Below are 23635 nucleotides of genomic sequence, written 5' to 3' on the forward strand. Positions count from 1 at the left end.
CGATATCGCCAGTTACGTCAGCTGCCGACGGGGAGGGTCGTTAGGTGCACCTCGCGCTCTTTCTACCCTCCTTGTCGGCCGGGTCGGAGTCGGCCGCCCTGCAGGTGTTTTGACCTGGAAGGAATCCCTTGCCGAGGGCCGTCAGACCCGGTGCTGATCTGGCGGTGGATCAATCGGCTTCGCTTCCGCGAGGCCGATCGCCGGGTATACAGGGTGCCGGTCGTCCTGGGACCCCGTAGCGGCTGAGGTGAGAAAGTGGATGGTGTGTCGACCGTGAACCGCAGCCGAGCGAACGACGAAGCGTCCGGGCCTGGCCCGACGGCTCCCGTCGGCAGGGCCGCGGCGGGCCGAGGCACCGCGACGCGCTCGACCCGGCAGGGTGATGCCGTCTCCGCGGCGCTTGCCGCGACCAACGCGTTCACCAGCGCCCAGGAGCTGCACGCCCAGCTGCGCGCCGACGGCCAGCCGGTCGGGCTGACCACCGTCTACCGGCATCTGCAGGTGCTCGCCGACCGCGGCGAGGTCGACGTGCTGCGCCTCGACGACGGCGAGACGGTCTACCGCCGGTGCACCACCGACACCCACCACCACCATCTGGTCTGCCGGGTCTGCGGGCACACGGTCGAGGTCTCCGGCCGCGAGATCGAGCACTGGACCGAGCAGGTCGCCGCGGCCGAGGGCTTCACGGACGTCGCCCACACCGTCGAGATCTACGGCCGCTGCGCCAGCTGCGCCGCCGCCGGCGCCTGAGCCGGGCAAGCCTCGGCCCGCAGCCACGGAGCCACCAGCAGCGAGCCGGCGAACAGCGCCGTGACCGTCAGCACGATCGCGCCACCGGCCGCGATGTTCCACTGGGCGCTCATGGCCAGGCAGGCGACGCCGGCGACCATCCCCAGCGCCATCGCGAGCGCCGTCATCGAGCCGGTGCGGACGCACCACCGCCGGGCGGTCGCCGCCGGGCCGACGACCAGCGTCGACGCCGTTGAACGGCTCGTCCAGCAGCAGCAGCCGGGGCGCGCCCGCGATCGCCCTGGCCAGCAGGACCCGCTGGCGCTGGCCGCCGGACAGCGTGCCGAAACGGTCCTTCGCCCGGTGCGCGAGCCCGACCGCGTCCAGCGCGGTGTCGGCGGCGCTCACCGGAGTGCCCGCACGATCACGTCGGTGTTGTGCTGCTCGGCCTTCAGGTAGGTGTCACCGGCGGATCCGGCCGGGCCGAGCGAGTCGGCGTACAGCGAGTCCTCACCCGCCCGACGCGGCCAGGCTCAGGACGCCGAGAGCTCCCGCCGCGGCCCTGGTCCGGTGCCGCCGCCTTCGGGGGCCGGCCCGACGTTCGCCTCGATCGGGGGAGGAGCAGACCCCGCCACGGCTTCGCGCGTCCGTAATGAAAACAATTTCGGATAGTGGTCCAAACTGGCCGCTTCCGGTCGGGCGTGTCGAGGCCGGGCGTCGTGCCCAACCGGGCGAGAGTGGGTCGGCCGTTGCACGACACATGCGTCGGATACAGGGGACATGTCCGGGAACCTGTGGAGATGGGCATAGGGTCACCGTGTTGTGAGCCCAGTCCTCGCCTCGTCCCGAGCCGGGAACTTCGTCCGCGCGCTCATCGTCATCGGCCTGATCACGATCGTCTTCCGCGAGCTCTACCTGCTGTGGTACTTCCACACCCCCGCGTGGACGTCGCGGCCGAACGAGATCCGCTACTGCCGCACGTACTACGAGCGGCGCGACAGTCCGCCGGACGTGTCCACCGCCGACATGGAGTCGCTCGCGGGCGGCCGGGTCAAGCAGGTCATGCGCTCGCCGGTGCTGCGCCCCATCGCCGCCTACAAGCCGGCGAGGGCCTGCCCGCGCTACGTCTTCGCGAAGGTCGGCTCGGACCGCTTCGTCGTCTACACCTTCCCGACCGGCTGACGGCCGGTCACCGCGCCGGGCGCGGGATCGTGGCCTCGCCGGACGGCGGCGAGCCGGGGTGGCCGGCGGCGAGCACGTACACCCGGGCGTGGATGGACGTCCGCTGCTGCAGCGCGGCGCGGACGGCGCGATGCAGCCCGTCCTCCAGGTAGAGCGTGCCGTCCCATTCGACGACGTGCGGGAACAGGTCGCCGTAGAAGGTCGAGTCCTCGTCGAGCAGCAGATCGAGAGCGAGGACCCGCTTCGTCGTGACCAGCTGGTCGAGCCGGACCTGGCGCGGCGGGATCTTCGCCCAGTCGCGCTGGCCGAGCCCGTGATCGGGATACGGGCGACCGTCCCCGACCAGCTTGAAGATCACCTGTACCTCCTTCGCCGTCTCGTCAACCCACGCACACCGGGTGGCCGCGCGTCGACAACCGTCCCAACCGGCCGGAGCCGGAGCGGGTGGCCGCTCACCTTGCTCGGCGACGCCACCACTACAGCCTAGAATCCTGCGCCCGCACCCTCGCGCACTACCACTCTCCGGCCCGCAGTTGCCCAGGTCTTGAGACACACGGACGGCATTGGCGTCGCGTAGCCGTCAGCCGGTGCGCGTGGCCTCGTTGCCAGGGCGTGTCGCGGGGTGCCCACCCCGCCGGCCGGTGCCGGCTCACGCTGCCTTCGAACCCGCCCGGGCGGCCCGTGCCGCGGGATCAGCTCGCGAAAGCGCTTGACCTACGCCACGACACCCACTTAAGTAAGCCTAACTTCATGACTGCTTTGGGTGGGAGGGGCCTGATGGCCGCGGAGGAACCGGACGACGACGCGATGCCCCGGCTCGCGATCCACGCGCGGACCGTACTGGCCGGCGCTCGGCACGCGCTGCTCACCCTGCCGGGAGCGCGGGTGTGTGGCTGGACCGGCCTGATCGACGACGGCGGTGAGCCCGTCCTCCTGGTCGGAGCCGGCAGCCCGCCGACGCTGACGGCAGGGGCTCGCCGCTGCCGGCTCGACGTGCCGGGGTTCCGGGGCGAGCGGCTCGTGCTCGGCGGCCAGCTGCGCACCATGCCGGGCAGCGCCGAGCAGATCGCCCGGCGGATCGCCGGCCCCGGGCTGCGCCCGACCATGCAGGACTACGACGACGACGGGCTCGCCGCGCTGGCGCTGTCGGTCGACGAGGTGCTGCTCTGCCTGCCCACCCCGACCGAGCCAGGCGCGCGCCGCCGTGGCCACCGCGCCGGGCGCCGGGTCAACGCGCTCGCGGGACGGCGGGGGCTGGGCCGCGGCGCCGAGCCAGCGTGGCCGTCGACGGCGTCCGGCCGCCGGATCGAGCTGGACGCGTACGCGCTCGCCGAGCCCGACCTCATCGCCGCCTACGCGCCCGACCTCATCGAGCACCTGAACACCGCGCACGTAGGCCAGTTGCGGCTCATCGCCGCCGCCCACGGCCGGACGGTCGCCGCCGAGGTGCCTGGGACCGGGTCGGCTGCGCCGATGCGCCCGGCGGACCTCAGCAGCGTCGCGGGCATCGCCGTCGGAGCGCTCGACCGCGGCGGCCTGACCCTGTGGCTGGTCGACGAGGCGGGTGCCCACGAGCTGACGGTCGCCTTTCACAACCCGCTGACGGAGCCGCGCTCGTTGGGCCTCGAGCTGCGCCGCCTGCTCGCGGAGCCGTCCCGGTAGCGGCGGCGCGGCGGTCACCGCACGGTGTAGGCGACGGTGGTGGAGTACTCGTCGAAGTCGTTGATCCGCAAGGTGATGCCCATCCGCCACGAGCCTGCGAGCGGGACCTGGGCGGCCTGGGCGATCAGCTCGCCGGTGCCGGCCGCGACCATCGGGACGTCGATCGGCCCGACCTGGGCCGCCGGCAGCGACATCGTGACCGACGCCTCCACCAGCCGCTGCGGCTGGCCCTGCGGGTCGCGCACCCGGACGTCGACCGTCTCCAGGCCGGTCCGGGTCGGCGAGACGCGGACCTCGACGGTGAGGGGCCCGGCGGTGGTCGTCGTGTGGAACGGCGGCGCGTACGTCGTGCGGCCGGGAGCACGGTTGACGAGCGCCGCGGTGACCGCGAGCACCGCCAGGCCGATCACGGCCTCGGCCATCACGCCGCGTCGCAGCACCCCCAGCGAGCCGCGGGTGACCCTGCGGCGCCCCTCCTCGTCGAACTCCGCCTCGTCGTCGTCGGCCTCGGCGCTGGCCGCGTCGGTCTGCGCGGTCATCGCCAGCGCGACCGGGCGGAAGTGCCGGATCACCCAGCGGTTCGACACGAAGCCGACCCCGAGCATCGCCAGCACGAACCACAGCTTGTAGAGCAGCAGCCGGCCGTAGGCGGTGTCGAACAGCGCGCCCACCGCGCCGAGCTCACGCCAGCTCTGGTAAACGCCGGACAGGACGATCAGCGCGACCGCTGTCATCGCGGCGCGCGACCAGCGCGGAAGTACCGCGGCCAGCTCGGCCGCGCGGTCGGCCTCGACCGGCACGACGTCGCCGTCATGCTCGTCGAGGTAGGCGCGGGCGGCGGCCAGCGCGGCCTCGTCGTCGAGCTCGCCGTCCTCGTCACCCTCGTCGGGGCTGGACCGGCGGACGACCGCCTCGGCCCAGTCGGCCTGGTCCTCGCTGTCGGTGGGTGCGGGGCGGCGGCGGTCGAGCAGGCCGGTGGCGAGGACCGCCAGGCCACCGAGCCAGACCGACATCGCCAGCAGGTGCGCCGTGATGCTTGTGGTCGCCAGCCACGCCCACGAGCCGACGCCGCCGTGACCGGTGAGTGCCGTCGTCGCGGCGACCGCGACTGCGAGGCCGCCGAGCTCGGCCTTCGTCCAGACCGACGGCCGCCACCCCGGCTCATCGTCCGGGGTGGTCGGCGCGTCGGGCCGCGCGGCGGTGGCCGCGAGCACCGCGCGCAGCAGTGGGACGGCCAGCAGCAGCGCCAGCAGCCGGATCAGGGTGAGCTTGCCGTACCGGTCGGCCAGCGTGGAGCCGAGCGGTGCCCAGCGGAACAGCGCCGACAGCCCGAGATCGTCGCCATAGGGCCCCTGCAGGAAAAGACAGGCGACGGCCCCCACGAGCGCGGCCACCCACCCCGCGGCCAGCAGCCGGCGTGGCGCGGCCCGGCGCAGCCCGGCTGGCCAAAGCACCAGCAGGAAGAAGCCGGCGCCGAGCAGCACCGCCATCCCAACGAAGGCGACCAGCCTGGCCACGCCGAACACGAACCCGGTCACCGACGAGCCGGTCTGCGCCGCGTTCGCCGCAGCGGCCTCGCTCGCCGTGGGCGCCCGGCCGATCCCGAACGCGTACCCGCCGGCGACGGGGTGGCTGTCCTCCGAGATCACATGCCAGCTGACGAGATAGGTGCCCGTCGGCAGGTTGCGCTTGAGCGCGATCGTGACCTGGGAGGCGGTCGGGCCGCCGTGCGCGCCCCCGATGTCCACCCGGGTGCCGTGTGCGTCGATCACCCGGATGGACGTCGAATCCGCCCGGACGGACTCACTGAAGCCGAGCGTCACGGTCGCCGGCGACGTCGCGGCGGCCGTGCCACCGGCCGGCATCGCCCGTTCCAGGATCGCGTGCGCCCACGCGGGCGACGCTCCCAGCCCGATGAGGGCCACCACGGCGGTCACCGTGAGGGCCGCCAGCATGCCCGCCCGCCGGCGCCGTACGGTTCGCCTGCGGCGGCGGCGGCGGCCGGCCGGGTCGGCCGTCTGCGACGGGAGGAAGCGGGGCTCGTCAGCCGCCGTGCCGGAATTGCCGCTCATGCGCCCAGTCTCTTTCTGCCGGGCGCCCCGTGAAAGTCCGCCCGGCGCCCTGGTCCAGAAGGTCCCGTCGGCGGCGGGCTGGCCCGCCGCCGACGGTTCCCAGGTCAGCCGCCCGTGTTGGCGCGGCGGCGGGTCGACGCGAGCGCGAGGCCCGCGGTGACGAAGCCGAGCACGCCGACCACGAGGCCGGCGATCCCCAGCCCGCGGGCGGTGTCATCCGCCTTGGCCGCGGCGGGGGCCGCCGCCGGGGCAGGCGTGGCGCCGGCGGTGCTGGCCGTGTCGCCCGTCGCCGCGGTCAGGGTCACGGTGGGAGCCGGGTGTTCCGGCTCCGGCTGGCCGGCCTGGCTCTCGTCGATCCAACGAACCACCGAGCCGTCGGAGTACGTCTGCAGCGCCTTGAAGCTGACGGACTTCGCGTCGGTGGGCAGCGGACCGGCCGAGACGACGAAGGTGTCGAACTCGCCGGGCTTGATGCCCGGCCCGTCGGCAGTCCAGATGATCTCGCTGACAACCTGAGTGATCTTGTCACCGTCGTCGTCGGTGACCGGCCTGCTAGGGGCGCCGGTCTTGACCTCGTACGTCCAGCCGGCCTTCGGCTGCACCGCGACCGAGGCGATGGGATCGGCGGTCGGGAACTGCACGTCGAGCTTGGTCGTCGCCGCGGTGTCGCTCTCGGAGGGGACGTTGAAGGAGAGCTGGACGTATCCGCCCGCCGGGGCGCTCTGGGGCGACACCGTGACGTGCGCCGAGGCCGGCAAAGCCATCGCCACGACGGCGACGGCGCCGATCGTGGCCACGCCGGCGACTCTGGCGAACCGGGGCATTCTTCGGGACATGGTGGTCCTTCCACACAGGTGGACAGGCGAACAGGAATGGGCCGGCCCCCGCTCGGCCGGAACTGGGCGACGCGGCGTCGCGGGCAGGGCCGGAACGGGAGCGGTGATGGGCCGCCGAGGCACGCCACCGGCGTTCGCCCAGGCAGCGGCCTGCGGCGGACGGCTGCGAGCTAGGCGACCGGAACGCGAGGTCGGTCAGAGCAGTAGGCCGGGGCACCCGGGTTCCAGGTGCGCGGATCTGGTCAGACCACGAGGAGGGTGACGACCGGGCTCGCCGGCGGGCCGCGCCGCCGGGCGGCGCGGCCGACCGGATGCGTGCGCGGACGTACCGGGGGTCTGCTGGCCAGCGAACCGACGTCGAGGCGTCCGTCCGCATCACCGTCGGTGGCTGCAAGCACCATTAGGCGGCGCAGCCGGGCGGCGGCCGCGACCAGCGGCCCGACGATCCGGGCCGCGGCCCTCGGCAGCGCGGTGCGCAGCGTGGCGGCGGCCCACAGCAGCCTGTCGGCCCGGTGCAGCAGCAGGCCGGTGCCCAGGAGGGCGGCGAGATGGGCGAGGACCATGAACGCGGCTCGCGTCCACGTCGACCCGTCCTGCTCCAGGAGCAGTTCGGTGGGCCGCAGCACGTGGTGGTGGCCGGCACCCACCGGATGGCTGGCGAGCACGAACGCGACGTGCGCCGCGAGCTGCGAGCAGGTGAGCAGACCGAGCACCGCGGCGAGGCCGCGGCGCCTGCGGGCGAGGCCCCACGCCAGCCGGACGAACAGCGCTCCAGCCGCGAGGACCAGCCAGGCCGGCGGTGGCTGACCGCTGGCGGCGGTGTGTGCGCCGACCGCGAGGCTCACCGACGACCCGCCGGCCACGACGGCTCGGACCAGTCGGGTCGGCCCGGCCGCGGGCCCGTTGCCGGTGGCCGGCAGCGCGATCTCGACCGCCGGGATGCTGGGCCGGGCCGTGCTGGCGCCATGCGAACCTGGCGGCCGCGGCGCGTCTGCCCGACCGGACGTCACGCCGCGACTCTGCCACATCTTGAATGTTCGGCACGAGCCCCGTCGCCAGCGCGACGAACTGCCCTCTCGGCCAGCCAGGCGCCCACGGGCACAGTCCCCCGTCGGGGGACGAGCCCGGGCCGCGCGCTGGTTCGCTGGCATCGCCCGGGCAGCGGGTAGCGTCGAAGCGCGGACAGGACCGTGCGGGCAAGGGAGCGGGGCTGATGGGCGTGTCGACCGGTCCCCGCGTGTCCGAGCTCTACCGATACCCGGTCAAGGGCCTGACCGGTGAGCGGCTGGACGAGGTGGCCCTGGCCGCCGGCGACGGGGTCCCCGGGGATCGGATGTTCGCGCTCGCGCTGCCGAGCACCGAGTTCGACGAGGACCGTCCGGTCGCGCTGGGCAAGCGCCACTTCCTCATGCTGATGCGCGACGAGACGCTCGCGCGGGTGCGCACCGGCTACGACCCGGGGACCCGCGTGCTCACCGTCGACGACGGCGCGAGCCGTTGGTCGGCCGACCTGGGCACGGCCGCCGGCCGCCGGTCCGTCGAGGAGTACTTCGGCGCGCTGGCCGCGCCGACCGCCGGGACGTCCGGCGACGGTGGGCTGCCCCGGCTGGTCGCCGCCCAGCGCGGGCACCGGTTCACCGACGCGGGGCCGAGCGGGCCCGAGCTGATGCGGGCCGTCTCCCTGCTCAACCTCGCCAGCGTTCGCGACTTCGCCGAACGGGTCGGCCAGGCCGTCGACCCGCTGCGGTTCCGGGCGAACCTGCATCTCGACGGCGTGGCGGCCTGGGCCGAGCGGGACTGGGTCGGCCAGGAGATCCTCGTCGGGCCGGCCCGGCTGCGGGTCCTGCGCGACATCCCTCGCTGCGCGGCGACGATGGTCAACCCGCGGACCGCCGAAAGGGACCTGAAGGTCCTCAAGGAACTCCAGACCCATTACGGTCACACCGACTGCGGCAGCTATGCCACGGTGCTGACAGCCGGCACGGTCCGGCCCGGCGATCCGGTCACCCTGCTCGGCGCGGCCGGCTGAGCGCCAGGCCGGGGCCCGCCGCCGACGAGGAGTGGGAGGTGCCGTGCGGGTCGTGATCGCCGAGGACTCGGTGCTGCTGCGGGAGGGTTTGTCCAGGCTGCTGACCGACGCGGGCTGCGAGATCGTGGCGGCCGTCGGGGACGGCCCGGCGCTGGTGGGCGCGATCACGACGCACCGGCCGGACGTCTCCGTCGTGGACGTGCGGATGCCCCCGTCCCACCGGGACGAGGGGCTGCGGGCGGCGATCTCGGCGCGGGCCGAGGTGCCCGGCTCGCCGGTGCTGGTGCTGAGCCAGTACGTCGAGAAGCAGTACGCCGCCGAGCTGCTCGCCGACGGCGCCGGCTCGATCGGCTACCTGCTCAAGGACCGGGTGGCCGATGTCCGCGAGTTCGTCGACGCGGTCCGGCGCGTGGCCGGCGGCGGCACCGTGATGGACCCCGAGGTGGTCGCGCAGCTGCTGGTCCGCAGCCGCCGGGACGACCCGATGGCCACGCTGACGCCGCGTGAGCGGGAGGTGCTCCAGCTGATGGCCGAGGGGCGGTCCAACGCCGCGATCGCCTCGCATCTGGTGGTGAGCGCTGGCGCGGTCGAGAAGCACATCTCCAACGTCTTCGCCAAGCTCGGCCTGGAGGCGTCAGGCGGTGACCACCGCCGGGTGCTGGCGGTCCTCACCTACCTGCGCGAGTCCTGAGTCCAGCCGCCCGGGGGCGGCGAGGCTCGCCTGAGCGGGTCCGAGGTCGGTGAAGCTGGACCTGGTAAGTCAGTCGGACGGCGGCTGCCCGGCTAGAGGTTGGCGGTGCTGCCCGAGTCGAGCGTGCCGAGGACGGTCGACGGGTGGGGCAGCTGCAGCGTCGGGGCCGCCGTCGTGACCGGCGGGGTCGTCTTGCCGGCCGGCGGCGGGGTCGTCGCGGGCTGGGTCGGTGCCGGGCTGGTCGGTGCGCCGCCGGTCGGCGGCGGGCTGTGCGACGACGACCAGGTTGGGGTCACCGTCGGGCTCGAGTGCGACGTCGGGCCGTCTGTCGTCGTGGCCGGCGAGGTAACCGTGGCCGTCGGCGAGTTGGTGACCGTCGGCTGGGTGGGGGCGCCGCCGTCCGATGGTGGGGGCGGCGTCGTCGCGACGATCAAGTGATGGTCGACGACCGGGCGCGGCTGGCCGTGCGTGATGACCACCGCGGGGGCTTGCGGCGCCACCGGCGGGGTGATCCCAGGCGGGGTGGTCGCGGCGCCCTGCGTCGCCGTCGAGGTCACCGCCAGTGAGGGCGCGACGATCGCCGCGCCCGGGTAGTTCTCGGCCGACAGGTTCGCCGACGGCGTCGGCCAGTTGAGCGCGGCGGTGATACCCGCGACCGCGACCACCAGCGACGCGGCGATCGCGATCGCCGGCCGGGTGCGCCAGTCGGGGCTGAGCCCTCGACCGTGGCGGGTCTCGACGTCGTCGATCGGGACGAGGGGCGCGCCCTGGCCGTCCGCGTAGAACTGGTCGTCGGCGTAGAACGGCTGGGCCGCGGCGAACGGCAGGACGTTCGCCGGTAGCTCGGTGTCGAGTGTCGGCGGGTCGACATCAAGGTCGACGGCGCTCTCGGCCGCGGCGTCGCGCGGCCGCTTGACCAGGGCCACGGGCTGCTCGGCTCCGACCGCGTGGCCGCCGAGGCCGCTACCGCGGGCGACCGCGCCCGGGTCCGCCGTGGCATGGGCGGCCAGGTCGCCGGTACCGGGCCTGGCGGCCTTCGTCCCGTGCCCGGCCGACTTCCTGCTGAAGCGGCCGGCGGTCTTGGCGGCCCGGGTGACGTTCGCCGCCGCCTCGACCGTGACCTCGGCCAGGCCGTCGGCGACGGTCTCCAGGTCGTGGTCCTGCGCCTCGTCCAAGTGGGTGGCCCTGGTGACGTCTTCGGCTGCCTCGGCGGCGGCTTCGTGCGTCGCGTCCTGGCTGTGCGCGGCGGCGGCCTCGTGCGACCCCGCGCCGACTGTGGCGTCCTCGCCGTCCGCGAGTTCGGACGAGCTCAGCTCGAGCACGGCCGCCGCGTCGCGGAGCCCGGCCCCGGCCGCCGGGACATCGCCGCTGTCCGCCGCCAGGGCGGCGCCGGTCAACGCGGCGGCTGCCTCGGTGCTCCTCGGGCGCGGGACGTTCCGGGCGGCGAGGTGCTCGTGCGCGGCCCGCTCGTGCGCGGCGGCGCTGGCGGCCCGGTCGAAGGTGCGGGCGAGGCCGGTGTGCAGGCTCGCGGGCGCGGGGACGACGGCGCCCTCGATCATCTCCTCGGCGCCGACGCCGTGCGGGACCGGCACGCTGCGGGCCTGCGGCGAGCCGGACCAGGCCAGTGCGCTGCCTCGGGCGAGCTCGAGCAGCCAGGACCGCAGCCGGGACGGATCGGAAAGCGGGTTCATCCGGGTGCGGGCGACCAGCGCGAATGCGGTGCCGGCGGCGGCCCGCGCCACGGTCGGGTCGCCGAGAACGACCAGGCACATGGAGAAGACGTCGTCTGCATACCGATCGTAAAGATCGTCGAACGCCTGACGGTCACCGCGGCGCACTCGCGCCACCAGGTCCGCGTCGCCGCCCATATCGCCCGCCGCTCCCGTCGCTTACTCGGACGCACCAATACTAGGAGCCTGCCGTTCGGTGGGCGTGAACCTTGCGAAGATCGCCGTGTCGCGCGTTCGACAGCTCATCCGACTTGACGGCGATGACGGCACCTGATCCATCCGTAACCAACTGCGTAGCCCCCGCTGACCTCGATGATTTCACGTGATGGCAGGGCTCGTACAGCGGGTCTGGCCAGAATCCGGACCCTTCGTCTCCTCGGTCCCGAGCCGGCGGCCACGGGCGCGGACGGGCCGTCGATGCCCGTGTTCCGATGGGCTGTCCGGATACCAGACATGCCTCGCGGATCTGTCCCCTTGGACCGGATTATGGCCCAGGTGACTTGACCGTGGTGGTGCCCGGCTGGCGGCGGACCACTTCCGTGTCGTGCCATACGCCGGTTGCGTAGAATCGTTACCGAAATGTTCTCCCAGCGTTCCGGGCCGGCATTACCTGGGTATACGGTGTGGTACCGGTGGGCAAATCTGAAATCTCGGTCCGGCGGTTTTCGGGTATTCACCGGCGGGGACGGCCGGGCCGATTTGTGAGGCGGGCCCGGCCGGTGTGTGGACAGCCGCGGCGGGACGCGCGGCCGGCCGCCATAACGCGCCGAGGCCCGGCCGGTGAAACTCACCGGCCGGGCCTCGAAGGTCGCTGTGGGGCTACGAGGACGGCTGCTGCGCCAGTGTGACCTTGGCGGTCTGGCTCTGCCCGTTGCGGGTGTACGTCACCGTCACCGACTCGCCGATCTCGTGGGCGCGGACCGCCGCGATCAGCGCGTCGACGTCGGACACCGTCCGGTCGCCGATCTTGGTGATGATGTCGCCCGGCTGCAGACCGGCCTGCTGCGCCGGGCCGCCGCTGACGAGGTTCTGGATCTGCGCACCCTTGCCGCCGATGCCGGTGCCCGTCGGGTCGTTACCGGCGTCCTGCGCGTTGATCCCGAGGTACGGGTGGACCGCCTTGCCGGAGGTGATCAGCTGCTGGGCGATCTTCTGCGCGTAGTTGCTGGCGATGGCGAACCCGACGCCGATGTTGCCGGACTGCTGCTGCTGGCCGCCGAACGGGCTGCTGCTGCCGCTGTCGACCGTGGCGATCGCGCTGTTGACGCCGACGATCTGGCCCTTGCTGTTGACCAGCGGGCCGCCGGAGTTGCCCGGGTTGATCGGGGCGTCCGTCTGGATCGCGTCGAGGACCGCGTTGGCATCCTGGACCTGGCTGTCGCCGGTGCGCACCGGGCGGTGCACGGCGCTGACGATGCCGGAGGTGACCGTGCCGGCCAGGCCGAGCGGGCTGCCGACGGCGACCACCAGCTCACCGATCTGCAGGGCGTCCGAGTCGCCGAACGTCGCCGCGGTCAGGCCCGACTTGTTGATCTTGATGACGGCCAGGTCGGAGCTCGGGTCGGTGCCGACGACGGTCGCGTCGACGGTGTCCCCCGACTGCAGGGTGACGGTCAGCGAGCCGCTGGCTCCCGAGGCACCGGAGACCACGTGGTTGTTGGTCAGGATGTAGCCGTCGGCGCGGATGATGATGCCCGATCCCGTACCGGCCTCGTTGTTGCCGACCTCGGAGATCGTCACGACGCTGGGCAGGATGACCTGGGCGGCCTTGCTGACGGTGTTGTCGGCCGCCGGCGCCACCGGGTTCGAGTCGGTTGAGCGGGTCAGCCCGGAGCCGGTGACGACCTGTGTCGTCGAATGGTCGCTGTCTGCGACCAGGGCGCCGATCCCGCCGCCGACCCCGCCGCTGACGAGCGCGAGCGCGACGGCCGCGGCGACCAGCCGGCGCCGGCCACCCATCGGCCCGGAGCGCGCGGGGCCGGCGGTGATCCCGCCAGGGCCGCCGGGGCCACCAGGGCCGCCGGAGTACATCCCGCCTGGCGGCGGGTACTGCGGAGCGGACCACGCGTCGCCAGGCCGACCCGCCCAGGGCGAACCCGGCGGCGGGCCCCAGGGGCCGCCCTGGCCGGGGTTGGTCGGTGGGTTCGGCGCGTCCTCAGCCCGGAACGCCATAGGTACCCCGTTGGTAGGCGGGTCGATGGGAAAACCGCCGGTGACCGGCGGCCCGGCTGGCGCCGCGCCGAATCCCGGGTTCTCCGCCGGCGACAGCAGGGAGCCGTCGGGCCGGGCCCAGGGCGAGCGGTCCGCGGAGCCGTCCGAGGATCGAGCAGGGTCGAACGCGGTCTCCGACCCCTCCCGGGCGTCGAACGACCGACCGGCCGGGTCGCTGCCGTCGACCGCGGTGGTGTTGAAGGTGGGACGCGTTGTCATGAGAGGCACTTTCCCGGCGGACCCTGAGCGCTTGCTGAAGCCCGACCAACGTTTCCGCTAAGCGGTCTCAGGCAGCCTATCGGCTGCCCGACAACCATCTGGGCAGCTTCGCTGGTCGGTCGTGGTCGCCATGCGGACACTGCCGGGCTGGTCCACCTTCCGGGGCCGGCGCGCGGGCCCCCGCGGGCCGGCTCAGAGTCCCTTCGGAGGCTCGGCGGACTGACCGGTGGTGCCGCGGGCGGCGAGCAGGTCGCGGATCTCGACCAGCAGCAGGGCCTCGTCGGAGAGCACCGGGTCCGCCTGCGTGGGCGTCTCGCCACTGCGGCGCCGCTCGCTGATCTTGGCCAGCGGCATCACCACGAGGAAGTAGATCACGGCAGCGACGATCAGAAACGAGATCGCCTCGTTGATGAACAGTCCGTAGGTGAAGGCGCTGTGGTGGATCCGGAAGGTCAGCCCCTGGAAGCTTGGCTTGCCGGCGATGGCCGCGATCAGCGGCGTCAGGATGTTGTCCACCAGCGACTTCACCAGCGCGGTGAACGCGGTGCCGATGACGACGGCGACCGCCAGGTCGATGATGTTGCCGCGCATCAGGAAGTTCTTGAAGCCTTGCAGGGTGTCGCGCATGGGTCCCCCCTTTTGGGTCGGTTCTGGCCCGCGGCGGCGCCGACCGGGCGCGAACCTGGCTGTTTGTTTCGCTGGATCGGCCATTGCCCGCGCGCCCCGGTGAAGGCCATCCATCCGGTCGGCGGCCCACCGCGCCGACGCCGGTGCGCCGGGCGAGCGTGCGCTGTCCGTTCGGGTCACCGTAGACGAAAGTCCCGAACCACCGCCTGAGTGGTCGGAACAGAATTAATGGGAATTGGTGCCGCTATCGGCCGTCGAAAGTCTCAAACCGGGCGTGTCGGGTCAACGGCTCGTCAACCGCCAGTCGGCCCGGGCTGTCCGACGCCGCGCTCTTTGGTGACCGAGCGCGTCGGGGCGCGGCGAAATGGTCACCTGGATGGGGGCATCTGGTTGCGCTGTGTGTGCCAAGCCGGGCGATCCGGTGGCATCAGCGCGGAAGGGCGCCTTCTGGCGCGTGGGTCTCCCGCAATGGGCGACCAACGGCGTGGTACACCGGTCTGAGGCAGTGTGCCGGTCGGGGGCCTTGCCGGATGAGGCCCGGAGGGAGGCTGCCCGGTGACGGACGGTACGCGCCGACCGGGCCCGGTCGACCCTCGCCGAGCTCCGGCGGGCGGTCGACGTGCCGATGAGCCAGGTGGCTACCGCCAGGACGACTACCGCCCCGCCGCCCCGCCGCCCCGCCGCGGCGGGCCGGCGGGCGACCCCCGGAACGCCACCGGTCGCCGGGCTGACGAGGCGAACCCGCGGAACCGCCAGAGTGGGCGCCTGCCGGGCGCGGCCAGTGGCTATCCCGGCCGCGCGCCTGACCGTGCCCCGGACCGTGCCCCGGACCGCGGCGCCCCCCCGCCACGCCGCGCGGACGACCCCCACCGCCGTGATCCAGGCGCCGTCGGCGGGGGCTGGGACAGCGACGACGACCCGTACCGGCAGGACAGCCGCCCGCGGAACACCGGCTCATTCCCACCGGGCGGCCCCGACCGGACGGGGCAGGGCCGGGAGCGCCGCGGGCCGGAGGGCCGCGTCGCCGCGAACGGTCGCGACGGCGACGACTCACGGCCCGGCTTCACGGGCCGCAAGGTGCTGGTGCCGCCCGCTGGCAACACCGCCGGCGGTCGCGGCCCGGCAGCCGGACGTTCCCCGGCTGATGGTCCCGGCCCGGCCGGTGGTCCCGGCCCGGCGGGCGATCGTGCCCCGGCGCCCGGTCGTCGCCCGGCTGACCAGGTGACGGGAGGCCGTCGGCGAACCGGAGGCACCGGCCCCCGCGTGGCCGCGGCTGGCCCTGAGGCGGCCGCACGCGACCGATTCGGCCCGCCGCCCCCCGAGTCCCGCGCCGAACAGACGATGCTCAGCCCGCGCGCTCCAGGCCCTGGAGCCGGCGGCGCCGACGGCAGGACCGGCCGCGATGCCAGGACCGGCCGTGACCTTGATGGCAGGACCGGCCGTGACCTTGATGGCAGGACCGGCCGTGACCTTGATGGCAGGACCGGCCGTGACACTGGTGGGACCGGCGCCCGCGGCCGATTTGAAGACCCTCAGCGGGAATCCGTCAGCGAGCAGACGATGATCAGGCGCCCCCGACGGGGCGGCCCGTGGGCCGATGGCCGCGACGACGCCCTCCTCGACGGCCCCGCCGACCCGGCCTCCGAGCTCGGCCGCGGCGCCGACTGGGACTGGGATGGCGAGCGCGGCCCTCGGGTCGGCCGGGACGGCCCGGCGGCGTCGCGCGGCGGTGCCGGGCCGCGCCGGGCCGGCGCCGGCCCGGCCGGCCGTTTGGGGACGGAGGGCGGCTCGGCCGGCTCGGGCCGGCTGGCCGCCTTCGCCGAGACGGACGAGGACGAGGACGACGACCCGCCGGAGACCGAACGACCTGATCTCGGCATGGCGCTGTTCTGGCGCCGCCTGGTGATCACGCTGGTCTGGCTCGGGTTCGCGCTGGGCCTCGGTGTCGGGGCTGGCGTCGTCTGGGAGAAGATCCGCCCGAGTGGCGACGCGACGACGGCCTCCTCGGCGAGCCTCACCCCGTCCGCCAGTGCGCCCGCCGCTGCCGCGCCGGCGCCGAGGACCAGCGCCACCCCGACCCCGGCCGTCCCGGCGGACTGGGCCGCCTACACGGCCACCACCAGCAACGCGAGGTCGACGTTCTCGCACCCGGGCACCTGGACGATCCACCCGGACAGCACGGCCGTCTTCTTCGTCGAGCCGAGCGGCCCCCGGATGGTCGGCGTCGCGCGGCGGGCCGGCCTGACCGACGGGGCGGCCGCCGTCTCGAAGGTGGACGCGCTGGAGTTCAACACCCTGGCCGGCCACACGGTCACCGGCTCCGGCAACGTCAAGGACCCGGTCAGCGGCGCCACGGCGTGGGAGCTGACCGGCACCTACACCCGCCAGGGCCAGAAGGTCGCGTACATGATGCACTCCGTGGACGGGCCGGGCGCCGAGTACGTCCTCATCGTCCGGGTGCCGGCGGACTCCTCGTCCGAGCTGGACGGCCTGATGCGGTCGCTGCGGGCCTCGTTCCAGCCCGCGGCCTGACCCACCTTGGCCTGACGCGGCCGTCGGGCTACCGGCTGGGGACGGGGTTGGCCCGGGCGCCGCTCAGGATGCGCCACACGACGGTCGCAGTGTCGAACGCGGCCGGGCCGGTCGACGCGGGCCAGCCGTGGTCGACGTCGGGCAGGAAGTAGTCGACCACCCGGGCGCTCGCGGCACAGGTGGACTCGGTCCGCACAGCGTCGGTCGGGCTGGTCGCCGTGCTGACCGGCACCGGCGTGATCGGCGCGGCGCCGCCGGAGGCCGGGTCGCCGGACGTCCGTGCGCCGGCCAGCGTGGCGCGGATCTGCGCCGGTGTCACTGCCGGGCTGCCGGTGCTGAGCGCGTCGCTCAGGCGCGGCGCACCGTCCGGGCCAGTCGCCGTGACGTCGCCGGCGCTGGTGGCCGGCTCACAGCGGTCCAGGGCACGAAACGGGGCCAGGCTGTCCACGGTCGAGGTGATCGGCGCGCCGAGATCGGGCTGCCAGGGAGTTCCGGCGGCCGGCACGTGCTGGTCCTTGCCGCCGTGTACCGATACGACGGTCACCGGAGTCCTCGGCGCGCACCCGGGCACTTCCAGGCTGCCGGCCACGACGGCGATCCCGGCGATGTCCTCGGGGTGCTCGCAGGCGTAGCGGTACGCCAGCATGCCGCCGTTGGACAGTCCGACGATCAGCACCCTGGTCGGGTCGATCGGGTAGTTCGCCTCCAGGTGCTCGATCAGCGCGTGCAGGTAGGCGACGTCGTCGATCTTCTTGCTGGCCGCGGCGCCGCAGCAGTTGCCCGCGTCCCACGAGCCGTCGATGCCGTCCGGGCTGACCATCGCGAAGCCCGCGGTCTCGGCGAGCTGGCTCAGTCCCCAGCCGTCCGTCTCGGTTGCCGAGTGGAACAGGCTGTGCAGCGCGATGACCAGCGGGTAGGGCCCGGCGGTGTCCGGCCCGGGCAGCACGAGGCGCAGCTGGGCCGTGCGGCCGGAGCGTTCGTAGGCGTCCGGGCCGGTCGTGTGGGTGGGGGTGGCGGCGGCGGCCACGGCGGCCGGCGTCGCCCCGGCCGCGCCACCGGCAGCGGGCGGGTCACCGGCCGGGAAGCCGCATCCGGCGAAGGCCAGAGCGGCGAACAGGAGGCTGAGGGGCCAGACCGTGACGGCCCGGCGGCGACGGACGGCCGACACATCGCCCATTTTGCCGTTTCCCTGGGCGGACCCGACGCCCGGTTGTCCATCATGGCCGTCAGTGGTCCCTTTGCCACGTGTCGCCCGTCTTCGGGTGTGCTGGGCGGGTGACATCCCAGGTCGTCTCCGCCACATGAGGTCGTGGCGCCGGCTGGCGGCCACGCAGGGCCCAGGCGCTCCGGCTGCGGCGTCGGCGCCCTGGTGGCGGGCTTGGCGGCATCACTCGGCGACGGGCGGCGTCGGGCGTTTGGGCGGGCGCGAGAGGATGACACGGTGGGGAGGGGTTCGGCGAACTGTCGGGCGTGGCCGGCCCTTGTGCGGCACTCTGGGAGTGGAAGCCAGCGCGGGCGACGAGCCAGCTGACGGCGGGCCGGCCGGCTCGTCGCAATGTGAAGCGCGACTGCCCCCAGGGTAGGTAGTCAGGAGACGCGACCGGAGCGAGCAATCGGCAATCCGGAGGGACAACTCTCGGTGGACGAGCTATCGGACATGGACCGTTCCCGCCTGCTCCTTGGGTGGCTGGCGGCGCGGCGCGCAGTGGACCACTGCCTGTCGGACCTGCTGGCTGCCGGACCGGCGGGTGAGCGGCGCGTCCGGGCCCAGCTGGCCCTGGTGGACGACCTGGAGAGCCGTGCCCAGGCGGCCTTCGACCGTTACCGCACGGCCGCGGAGAAGACGGCTGGCGCCCAGCACGAGCGCCCCCACCTCAACGTCGTCCGCGGCGAGCGACCCTAGCGGTACCCACCCACGAAGCCGGCCCATCTCGACGTCGTCCGCGGCGAACGACCTAGTCGGCGAGCGGCCTCAGCCGGTGCAGCAGCCTCAAGCGGTACGCGACCGCAATGGGCGAGCGCCAAGCGATGCCAGCCACGAAGCCAACCCGCCCATCTCCACCGTCGTCCGCGGCGAACGACCCTAGTCGGCGAGCGGCCTTGGCCGGTGCGGCAGCCTCAGGCGGTACGCGACCTCAGCCGGCGGGCGCCCAAGCGAGACCCGGCCACGAAGCCAACCCAGTACGGCCTCGGCTCCCGATTTCCACGTCCCGATCGATAGGCGTTCGCAGGGCGCCCTAGCGCCCGACGGGCGGTCGGCCAGCGGGCGCTCCGCGCCCGTTCTGGCCGACCGCCGCGGTCGCGCCTCCGTACGCCCCCCTCCGAGCGTCGGGCCGGCGCGACCGCGGCCGGGTGGGACCGTCGGCAACGCGCGGAGCCCTCCAACTCACGCACGTGCGCGGTCCCCCGGTGGCGGAGGAGTCCCCACAGCCTCCGCCTGGCCTTCGTTGCGTGGCTCAGTGCCCGCGACCAGCTCTGGGGCATCTACCCGGTTGGAGCGGGGCTAACGCCTCCTACCTGCGAACCTGGCTGATCGCCGCGTCCAAGCCCGGCTCGGCGACCACGTCGGCGACCGTCCTTCGCCAGGCGCGCCGATCGCTCCCTCGGGTGGCTCACGGAAGGACCGCGGTTGACGCCACCCGAGGGGTTGAAAGTGCGATCAGGCGATGATGTCGACCGGGGTGCCGGTCGGGACCGTTCCGGCGAGCCGGGTGATCGCGTCGTTGCTGAGCCGGATACAGCCGTGCGAGACGTCGTGGCCCAGCAGCTGGGGCTGGTTGGTCCCGTGCAGGCCGATGACCGGCTTCGTCCCGTCGAACGACGCCAGGGTCGTCGAGAAGCCGCTCAGCCCGAACGCGTACGGTCCGTAGGGGCCGTTCGGGTTCGGCGGCTTGAGCAGTTCGGCGAGGTAGAACCGGCCACCCGGAGTCGGGGTGTCCGAGGTGCCGATCGCGACCTTCTCGACGGCGATCACGCCACCCGACTTGTAGAGGGTCATCGTGTGCTGGCCGCGCGAGACCACGATCCGGTAGGGCGTGGTACTCGCCGTGACCTGGTCGGTCTTGACCCAGCCGGTGCTGCCGTTGGGCTGGACCGGCAGGAGGACCTGCCACCAGCCAGGCAGCTTTGCCGTCACCAGGAAGACCAGCTTGGCGCCGTCCTGGTTCGGGTTGGCGAGCCGGACCTTCACCGTCCCGGCGCTTCCGGCCGTGCTGGGCGCCGCGTAGACGGCGACTGAGCCGGTGTTGGCGGTCAGGATCGTGCTGTCCACGCCGACGCCGGCCACTGCGGAGAGCTCGCTCTTCACGGTGTCCGGGATCTGGGTCGAGGTGGCGGACGAGGAGCCCTTGCCACCGCCGCAACCGGCCACGGCGACGACGGCGATGGCCGCTGTCGCCGTGACGCGGGCGAGTGAGGCTGAGAAACGCACGGTCAGCCCGTGAAGTGCGGGGTGCCCGGGACGGCCACGCCCGTGGCGGGCGGGGCGACCGGCAGCACGATCGGCGGGATCTTGACGGAGGTGCCGCCGGGGCAGGTCGAGTAGCCGACGGCCGGGATCGCGACCAGCAGGGTGCTGGTCTTGGCGTCCCAGGGCGAGGCGATCACGGCGATCGAGTGGCTGTTCAGGGTCTGGCTCTCACCTGGGGCGATCATCGAGACGCCGCCACCGAGGTTGATGTCGAACCAGCCGTAGCCCAGCGCGGCGGTGCCGGTGTTCGTGACCGTCCAGATCGGGCCGTCCGGGCCGCACTTGGCCGTGATGACCAGCGGGTTCGGCACGAAGTCCTGGATGCCCGTGATCTGCTTGTCACAGGGCAGCTTGACCGGCGAGAACGAGTTGAAGGCGTCGCAGTCCTTCTTGATGTCCAGGTTGATCGTCCCGAGGCCCGGGATGACGATGACACCGGGCGACGAGCTCGGGCTCGTGTTGGGGGTGCCGGGGGTGGTCACCTCCGGCGTCGCGGTGCCGCCCGCCACGATCACGCCGCAGGGCGCGGCGGTGGTCTCGGTCGCCGTCGGAGTCGGCGCGCTCGCGGTGCTGGTCGCCGTGGCGGTGGGCGTGCCGGTCGGCGTCGTTGTCGTGGTCGCCGTGACCGACGCTGCGGCCGTCGGTGACGGCGTGGTGCAGGAGGTCGACGTCGGCGTCGGGGTCGGGGTGTCGGCGGCCCAGGCGGGGCTGGCGATGGCGACCATTGCCGCGCCAAGCAGGCCGGCCGTGGCGGCCCGCATTCTGGAGTTACGCATGGATCCGTTCTCCCTTGCAGGACGACGGGCCCACGGCGGTCATGTTCCCGCGCGGCCCCGGCTAGCCGGACTCGACGGGCATCCTGCTCGGGTGCGCCGTCGCCGGCAGGAACGGTACCAATATCGCAAAGCGCATACTCGACGCGGGTACCGGGCTAGCGCGCACGTTGGGTACGGGTTTCTTTTGGGCGCCGGTGCCGAGCCGGTGGCCGGAGCACGCGAGAACGGCCGGCCGGATCCCCTGACGGGATCCGGCCGGCCGATCACGCGGTAGTGGGCCCGCCGGCTCGTTACAGCCGGTCGACCACGTACTCGATCGCGCCGGTGAGCGCCTCGACGTCGGCCGGGTCGACCGCGGGGAAGCACGCGATCCGCAGCTGGTTGCGCCCGAGCTTGCGGTACGGCTCGACGTCGACGACGCCGTTCGCCCGCAGCGCCTCGGCGACCGCCGCCGCGTCCACCCCGTCGAAGTCGATCGTTACGACGACCTGCGACCGCTGCGCCGGGTCGGCGACGAAGGGCGTGACGTAGGACGTCTTCTCGGCCCAGTTGTAGAGGATCGAGCTCGAGTCGGCGGTCCGGGCGACGCACCAGTCCAGGCCGCCCTGGCCGTTCATCCAGTCCAGCTGCTCGGCGAACAGGAACAGCGTCGCCACCGACGGGGTGTTGTACGTCTGGTCCTTGGTGGAGTTGTCGAGCGCGGTCGTCAGGTCCAGGAACGGTGGGATCCACCGGCCCGTCGCCTTGATCTCGCCCAGCCGGGCGAGCGCCGCCGGCGACATCAGCGCGACGAACAGCCCGCCGTCGGAGGCGAAGCACTTCTGCGGCGCGAAGTAGTAGACGTCGGCCTCGGACACGTCGACTGGCAGGCCGCCGGCGCCGGAGGTCGCGTCGACCACGTGCAGCGCGCCGGCGTCGGCGCCCACCGGGCGGCGGACCGGCTTGGCGACGCCCGTCGACGTCTCGTTGTGCGGGGTCGCGTAGGCGTCGACGCCGGCCAGCGGCGACCAGTCCGGGTGCGAGCCGGGCTCGGACCTGATCACCGACGGGTCGGCCAGGAACGGCGCACCCGCGGTGGTCTCGGCGAACTTGCCGCCGAACTCGCCGAAGACGAGGTGCTGCGAGCGCTCCCGGACCAGGTTGAACGCGGCCGCGTCCCAGAAGGCGGTGGACCCGCCGACACCGAGGACGACCTCGTAGCCGTCGGGCAGCGAGAAGAGCTGTGCGAGCCCGGACCGGACCCGGCCCACCAGGTTCTTGACCGGCTTCTGCCGGTGGGACGTGCCGAGCAGGCTGGTGCCGGTCGCGGCGAGGGCCGCCACCGCCTCCGGCCGGATCTTCGATGGCCCGCAGCCGAACCGGCCGTCGACCGGGCGAAGGTGATCAGGCAGAACGATCGTCATCGTCCCTTGCTGTGAGTCAGTCGTCTGTTCGACTTCAGGCACTTGCCACATCCCCCAGGGGCCGAGGCGCCGGGCCGACGTAGCGGGCGGACGGCCGGATCAGCCGTCCGGTGCGCTTCTGCTCCATGACGTGCGCGCTCCACCCGGCGGTCCGCGCGCAGGTGAACATGGACGTGAACATATGTGCCGGCACCTCGGCGAAGTCCAGCACCACGGCCGACCAGAACTCGACATTGGTCCGCAGCGGCCGGTCCGGGTAGCGGTTCGTCAGCTCCTCGATGGCCGCCGCCTCCAGCGCCTCGGCCACCTCGTACCGGTGCGAGCCGAGGTCGCGGGCCGTGCGCCGCAGCACCCGGGCGCGCGGGTCCTCGGCCCGGTAGACCCGGTGGCCGAAGCCCATCAGCCGCTCGTGGTTGTCCAGCGCCTGCTTCACGTAGCCGACCGGGTCGCCGGTCCGCTCGACCTCGTCGAGCATGGCGAGCACCCGGGACGGCGCCCCGCCGTGCAACGGGCCGGACAGGGCGCCGACCGCGCCCGACAGCGCCGCGGCGCAGTCGGCACCGGTGGAGGCGATGACCCGGGCGGTGAACGTCGACGCGTTCATGCCGTGCTCGGCGGCGGACACCCAGTAGGCGTCGACGGCCTGGACGTGCTTCGGGTCCGGCTCGCCGCGCCAGCGGATCATGAACCGCTCGGTGATCGTCCGGGCCTTGTCGACCTCGGTCTGCGGCACGGCCGGGAGCCCGAGGCCACGGGCCGACTGCGCGACGAAGGACAGCGCCATCACGGACGACCGGGCCAGATCCATCCGGGCCTGCTCGTCGGGGATGTCGATCAGCTGGCCGAAGCCCCAGTACGGGGCCAGCATGGCCAGCGCGCTCTGCACGTCGACTCTTATGTCACCGGAGTGCACCGGCACCGGAAACGGCTCGGCCGGTGGCAGGCCGGGCTCGAACGAGCCATCGACGAGCAGGCCCCAGACGTGGCCGTAGTCGACCTTGCCGACCAGGTCCTCGATGTCGACGCCGCGATAGCGCAGCGCACTGCCTTCCTTGTCCGGCTCGGCGATCTCGGTCTCGAAGGCGATGACGCCTTCCAGTCCGGGCTTGAAATCGCTTGTCTTCTCGGCCATCGAGTCCGGATCTCCGCTCTGAGTTCGCGACTTGAATCCTGTTGTGGTTCGTTGCCTGCTTCGGATCGGGTTCGGCGAGCCGCGGGTGGCGCGCGTCCTGCCGCCCTGGCTGTGCCCGGCCGGCCAGTCTCGCCGAAAACGGCGTCCGCCGGCCATCCCTCCATCCAACTCTTCTCGACGGACCTTCGCCCTCAAGGCGGCGTGGAGAAAGCCCTCACCGCGCCGAGGTGTCGTAGCTCACATCGGGGCGAAGCCGGTAGGAGCCGGAAAACGGTCCGGTCACGTCCCAGCGGAGGTCGCCGCCGCTCACTGCCGCGTCGTGGGCTCGCGGTCCG

Annotated in this window: 20 protein-coding genes and 2 pseudogenes; 7 read left to right on the forward strand and 15 right to left on the reverse strand. The window is 73.4% G+C overall.

Going from position 1 to position 23635, the window contains the following annotated elements; genetic code table 11:
- Nucleotides 1-255: 255 nt before the first annotated feature.
- Nucleotides 256-750 carry a Fur family transcriptional regulator gene (locus FRADC12_RS13845; RefSeq protein WP_045876972.1) on the forward strand — a complete coding sequence of 165 codons (495 nt, stop codon included), beginning with the start codon at nt 256-258 and terminating at the stop codon, nt 748-750.
- On the opposite strand, the gene FRADC12_RS29775 is transcribed toward FRADC12_RS13845, so the two are convergent.
- From FRADC12_RS29775 to FRADC12_RS33125, 3 genes and pseudogenes are all read right to left on the reverse strand, one after another.
- The gene (locus tag FRADC12_RS29775) at nt 711-917 is read right to left on the reverse strand and encodes a hypothetical protein (RefSeq protein WP_232303780.1); all 207 of its coding nucleotides are present in this window, start codon (nt 915-917) and stop codon (nt 711-713) included. The genes FRADC12_RS13845 and FRADC12_RS29775 overlap by 40 nt on opposite strands.
- Nucleotides 918-972: 55 nt before the next feature.
- Nucleotides 973-1131, reverse strand: a pseudogene (locus FRADC12_RS29780) (ATP-binding cassette domain-containing protein); the annotation flags it as partial.
- A gap of 2 nt (nt 1132-1133) precedes the next feature.
- Nucleotides 1134-1247 (reverse strand): annotated as a pseudogene (locus tag FRADC12_RS33125) (zinc ABC transporter substrate-binding protein); the annotation flags it as partial.
- A 304-nt stretch (nt 1248-1551) separates the two neighbouring features.
- On the opposite strand from FRADC12_RS33125, the gene FRADC12_RS13855 reads away from it, so the two are divergent.
- Complete coding sequence (locus FRADC12_RS13855; RefSeq protein WP_045876974.1) at nt 1552-1911, forward strand: hypothetical protein; 360 nt, start codon at nt 1552-1554, stop codon at nt 1909-1911.
- A gap of 7 nt (nt 1912-1918) precedes the next feature.
- Here FRADC12_RS13855 and FRADC12_RS13860 read toward each other — a convergent pair whose 3' ends face one another.
- Nucleotides 1919-2269, reverse strand: coding sequence for a type II toxin-antitoxin system VapB family antitoxin (locus tag FRADC12_RS13860; RefSeq protein WP_045876975.1), 351 nt, complete (start codon nt 2267-2269; stop codon nt 1919-1921).
- A gap of 419 nt (nt 2270-2688) precedes the next feature.
- On the opposite strand from FRADC12_RS13860, the gene FRADC12_RS13865 reads away from it, so the two are divergent.
- Complete coding sequence (locus FRADC12_RS13865) at nt 2689-3573, forward strand: hypothetical protein (RefSeq protein WP_045876976.1); 885 nt, start codon at nt 2689-2691, stop codon at nt 3571-3573.
- Between the two features lie 14 nt (nt 3574-3587).
- On the opposite strand, the gene FRADC12_RS13870 is transcribed toward FRADC12_RS13865, so the two are convergent.
- From FRADC12_RS13870 to FRADC12_RS13880, 3 genes are all read right to left on the reverse strand, one after another.
- Nucleotides 3588-5645, reverse strand: a complete 2058-nt coding sequence (locus FRADC12_RS13870) for a copper resistance CopC/CopD family protein (RefSeq protein WP_232303781.1) — start codon at nt 5643-5645, stop codon at nt 3588-3590.
- 104 nt (nt 5646-5749) lie between these two features.
- Complete coding sequence (locus tag FRADC12_RS13875) at nt 5750-6481, reverse strand: YcnI family copper-binding membrane protein (RefSeq protein WP_045876977.1); 732 nt, start codon at nt 6479-6481, stop codon at nt 5750-5752.
- 242 nt (nt 6482-6723) lie between these two features.
- Nucleotides 6724-7491 (reverse strand): hypothetical protein, encoded by a 768-nt coding sequence (locus tag FRADC12_RS13880; protein ID WP_052710901.1) that lies wholly within the window; start codon nt 7489-7491, stop codon nt 6724-6726.
- Between the two features lie 203 nt (nt 7492-7694).
- On the opposite strand from FRADC12_RS13880, the gene FRADC12_RS13885 reads away from it, so the two are divergent.
- Together FRADC12_RS13885 and FRADC12_RS13890 are read left to right on the forward strand one after the other, a co-directional pair.
- Nucleotides 7695-8510 (forward strand): MOSC domain-containing protein, encoded by an 816-nt coding sequence (locus tag FRADC12_RS13885; RefSeq protein WP_045876978.1) that lies wholly within the window; start codon nt 7695-7697, stop codon nt 8508-8510.
- 43 nt (nt 8511-8553) lie between these two features.
- Nucleotides 8554-9201, forward strand: a complete 648-nt coding sequence (locus FRADC12_RS13890; RefSeq protein ID WP_045876979.1) for a response regulator transcription factor — start codon at nt 8554-8556, stop codon at nt 9199-9201.
- Nucleotides 9202-9293: 92 nt separating this feature from the next.
- Here the strand turns inward: FRADC12_RS13890 and FRADC12_RS32265 are convergent, their stop codons facing one another.
- The 3 genes from FRADC12_RS32265 to mscL all read right to left on the reverse strand — a co-directional run bounded on the left by FRADC12_RS32265 (nt 9294) and on the right by mscL (nt 13988).
- Nucleotides 9294-11069 (reverse strand): hypothetical protein, encoded by a 1776-nt coding sequence (locus FRADC12_RS32265; protein WP_052710902.1) that lies wholly within the window; start codon nt 11067-11069, stop codon nt 9294-9296.
- Between the two features lie 681 nt (nt 11070-11750).
- Nucleotides 11751-13361 (reverse strand): S1C family serine protease, encoded by a 1611-nt coding sequence (locus FRADC12_RS13900; RefSeq protein WP_045879568.1) that lies wholly within the window; start codon nt 13359-13361, stop codon nt 11751-11753.
- Nucleotides 13362-13553: 192 nt separating this feature from the next.
- Nucleotides 13554-13988: a large conductance mechanosensitive channel protein MscL gene (gene mscL / locus FRADC12_RS13905; protein ID WP_198152896.1), complete on the reverse strand. Its 435-nt coding sequence runs from the start codon at nt 13986-13988 to the stop codon at nt 13554-13556.
- A 1560-nt stretch (nt 13989-15548) separates the two neighbouring features.
- On the opposite strand from mscL, the gene FRADC12_RS13910 reads away from it, so the two are divergent.
- Nucleotides 15549-16520: a hypothetical protein gene (locus tag FRADC12_RS13910; RefSeq protein ID WP_232303782.1), complete on the forward strand. Its 972-nt coding sequence runs from the start codon at nt 15549-15551 to the stop codon at nt 16518-16520.
- 28 nt (nt 16521-16548) lie between these two features.
- On the opposite strand, the gene FRADC12_RS13915 is transcribed toward FRADC12_RS13910, so the two are convergent.
- Nucleotides 16549-17697: a CE1 family esterase gene (locus FRADC12_RS13915; protein ID WP_045876980.1), complete on the reverse strand. Its 1149-nt coding sequence runs from the start codon at nt 17695-17697 to the stop codon at nt 16549-16551.
- A 480-nt stretch (nt 17698-18177) separates the two neighbouring features.
- Between FRADC12_RS13915 and FRADC12_RS13920 the strand changes: the two genes are divergently transcribed.
- A complete protein-coding gene (locus tag FRADC12_RS13920) occupies nt 18178-18423 on the forward strand; it encodes a hypothetical protein (RefSeq protein WP_232303783.1) in 246 nt (81 codons plus the stop codon).
- A gap of 756 nt (nt 18424-19179) precedes the next feature.
- Here FRADC12_RS13920 and FRADC12_RS13925 read toward each other — a convergent pair.
- From FRADC12_RS13925 to FRADC12_RS13940, 4 genes are all read right to left on the reverse strand, one after another.
- Nucleotides 19180-19950, reverse strand: coding sequence for a L,D-transpeptidase (locus FRADC12_RS13925; protein WP_045876982.1), 771 nt, complete (start codon nt 19948-19950; stop codon nt 19180-19182).
- Nucleotides 19951-19952: 2 nt separating this feature from the next.
- Nucleotides 19953-20765 (reverse strand): hypothetical protein, encoded by an 813-nt coding sequence (locus FRADC12_RS13930; RefSeq protein WP_045876983.1) that lies wholly within the window; start codon nt 20763-20765, stop codon nt 19953-19955.
- Between the two features lie 290 nt (nt 20766-21055).
- Nucleotides 21056-22168 (reverse strand): phosphoserine transaminase, encoded by a 1113-nt coding sequence (gene serC / locus FRADC12_RS13935; RefSeq protein ID WP_045876984.1) that lies wholly within the window; start codon nt 22166-22168, stop codon nt 21056-21058.
- 34 nt (nt 22169-22202) lie between these two features.
- Nucleotides 22203-23300 carry a citrate synthase 2 gene (locus tag FRADC12_RS13940; protein WP_045876985.1) on the reverse strand — a complete coding sequence of 366 codons (1098 nt, stop codon included), beginning with the start codon at nt 23298-23300 and terminating at the stop codon, nt 22203-22205.
- Between the last annotated feature and the right edge of the window lie 335 nt (nt 23301-23635).

Origin of the sequence: Pseudofrankia sp. DC12, assembly GCF_000966285.1 — a bacterium.
Lineage (GTDB): Bacteria > Actinomycetota > Actinomycetes > Frankiales > Frankiaceae > Pseudofrankia.

Bases quoted from the DNA above. Each gene is read 5' to 3' on its own strand.
- FRADC12_RS29775 (WP_232303780.1), bottom strand. From the start codon at position 917: ATGACGGCGCTCGCGATGGCGCTGGGGATGGTCGCCGGCGTCGCCTGC.
- FRADC12_RS13865 (WP_045876976.1), top strand. From the start codon at position 2,689: ATGGCCGCGGAGGAACCGGACGACGACGCGATGCCCCGGCTCGCGATC.
- FRADC12_RS13870 (WP_232303781.1), bottom strand. From the start codon at position 5,645: ATGAGCGGCAATTCCGGCACGGCGGCTGACGAGCCCCGCTTCCTCCCG.
- FRADC12_RS13875 (WP_045876977.1), bottom strand. From the start codon at position 6,481: ATGTCCCGAAGAATGCCCCGGTTCGCCAGAGTCGCCGGCGTGGCCACG.
- FRADC12_RS13885 (WP_045876978.1), top strand. From the start codon at position 7,695: ATGGGCGTGTCGACCGGTCCCCGCGTGTCCGAGCTCTACCGATACCCG.
- FRADC12_RS32265 (WP_052710902.1), bottom strand. From the start codon at position 11,069: ATGGGCGGCGACGCGGACCTGGTGGCGCGAGTGCGCCGCGGTGACCGT.
- FRADC12_RS13900 (WP_045879568.1), bottom strand. From the start codon at position 13,361: ATGACAACGCGTCCCACCTTCAACACCACCGCGGTCGACGGCAGCGAC.
- mscL (WP_198152896.1), bottom strand. From the start codon at position 13,988: ATGCGCGACACCCTGCAAGGCTTCAAGAACTTCCTGATGCGCGGCAAC.
- FRADC12_RS13910 (WP_232303782.1), top strand. From the start codon at position 15,549: ATGATCAGGCGCCCCCGACGGGGCGGCCCGTGGGCCGATGGCCGCGAC.
- FRADC12_RS13915 (WP_045876980.1), bottom strand. From the start codon at position 17,697: ATGGGCGATGTGTCGGCCGTCCGTCGCCGCCGGGCCGTCACGGTCTGG.
- FRADC12_RS13920 (WP_232303783.1), top strand. From the start codon at position 18,178: ATGGACCGTTCCCGCCTGCTCCTTGGGTGGCTGGCGGCGCGGCGCGCA.
- FRADC12_RS13930 (WP_045876983.1), bottom strand. From the start codon at position 20,765: ATGCGTAACTCCAGAATGCGGGCCGCCACGGCCGGCCTGCTTGGCGCG.
- serC (WP_045876984.1), bottom strand. From the start codon at position 22,168: ATGACGATCGTTCTGCCTGATCACCTTCGCCCGGTCGACGGCCGGTTC.
- FRADC12_RS13940 (WP_045876985.1), bottom strand. From the start codon at position 23,300: ATGGCCGAGAAGACAAGCGATTTCAAGCCCGGACTGGAAGGCGTCATC.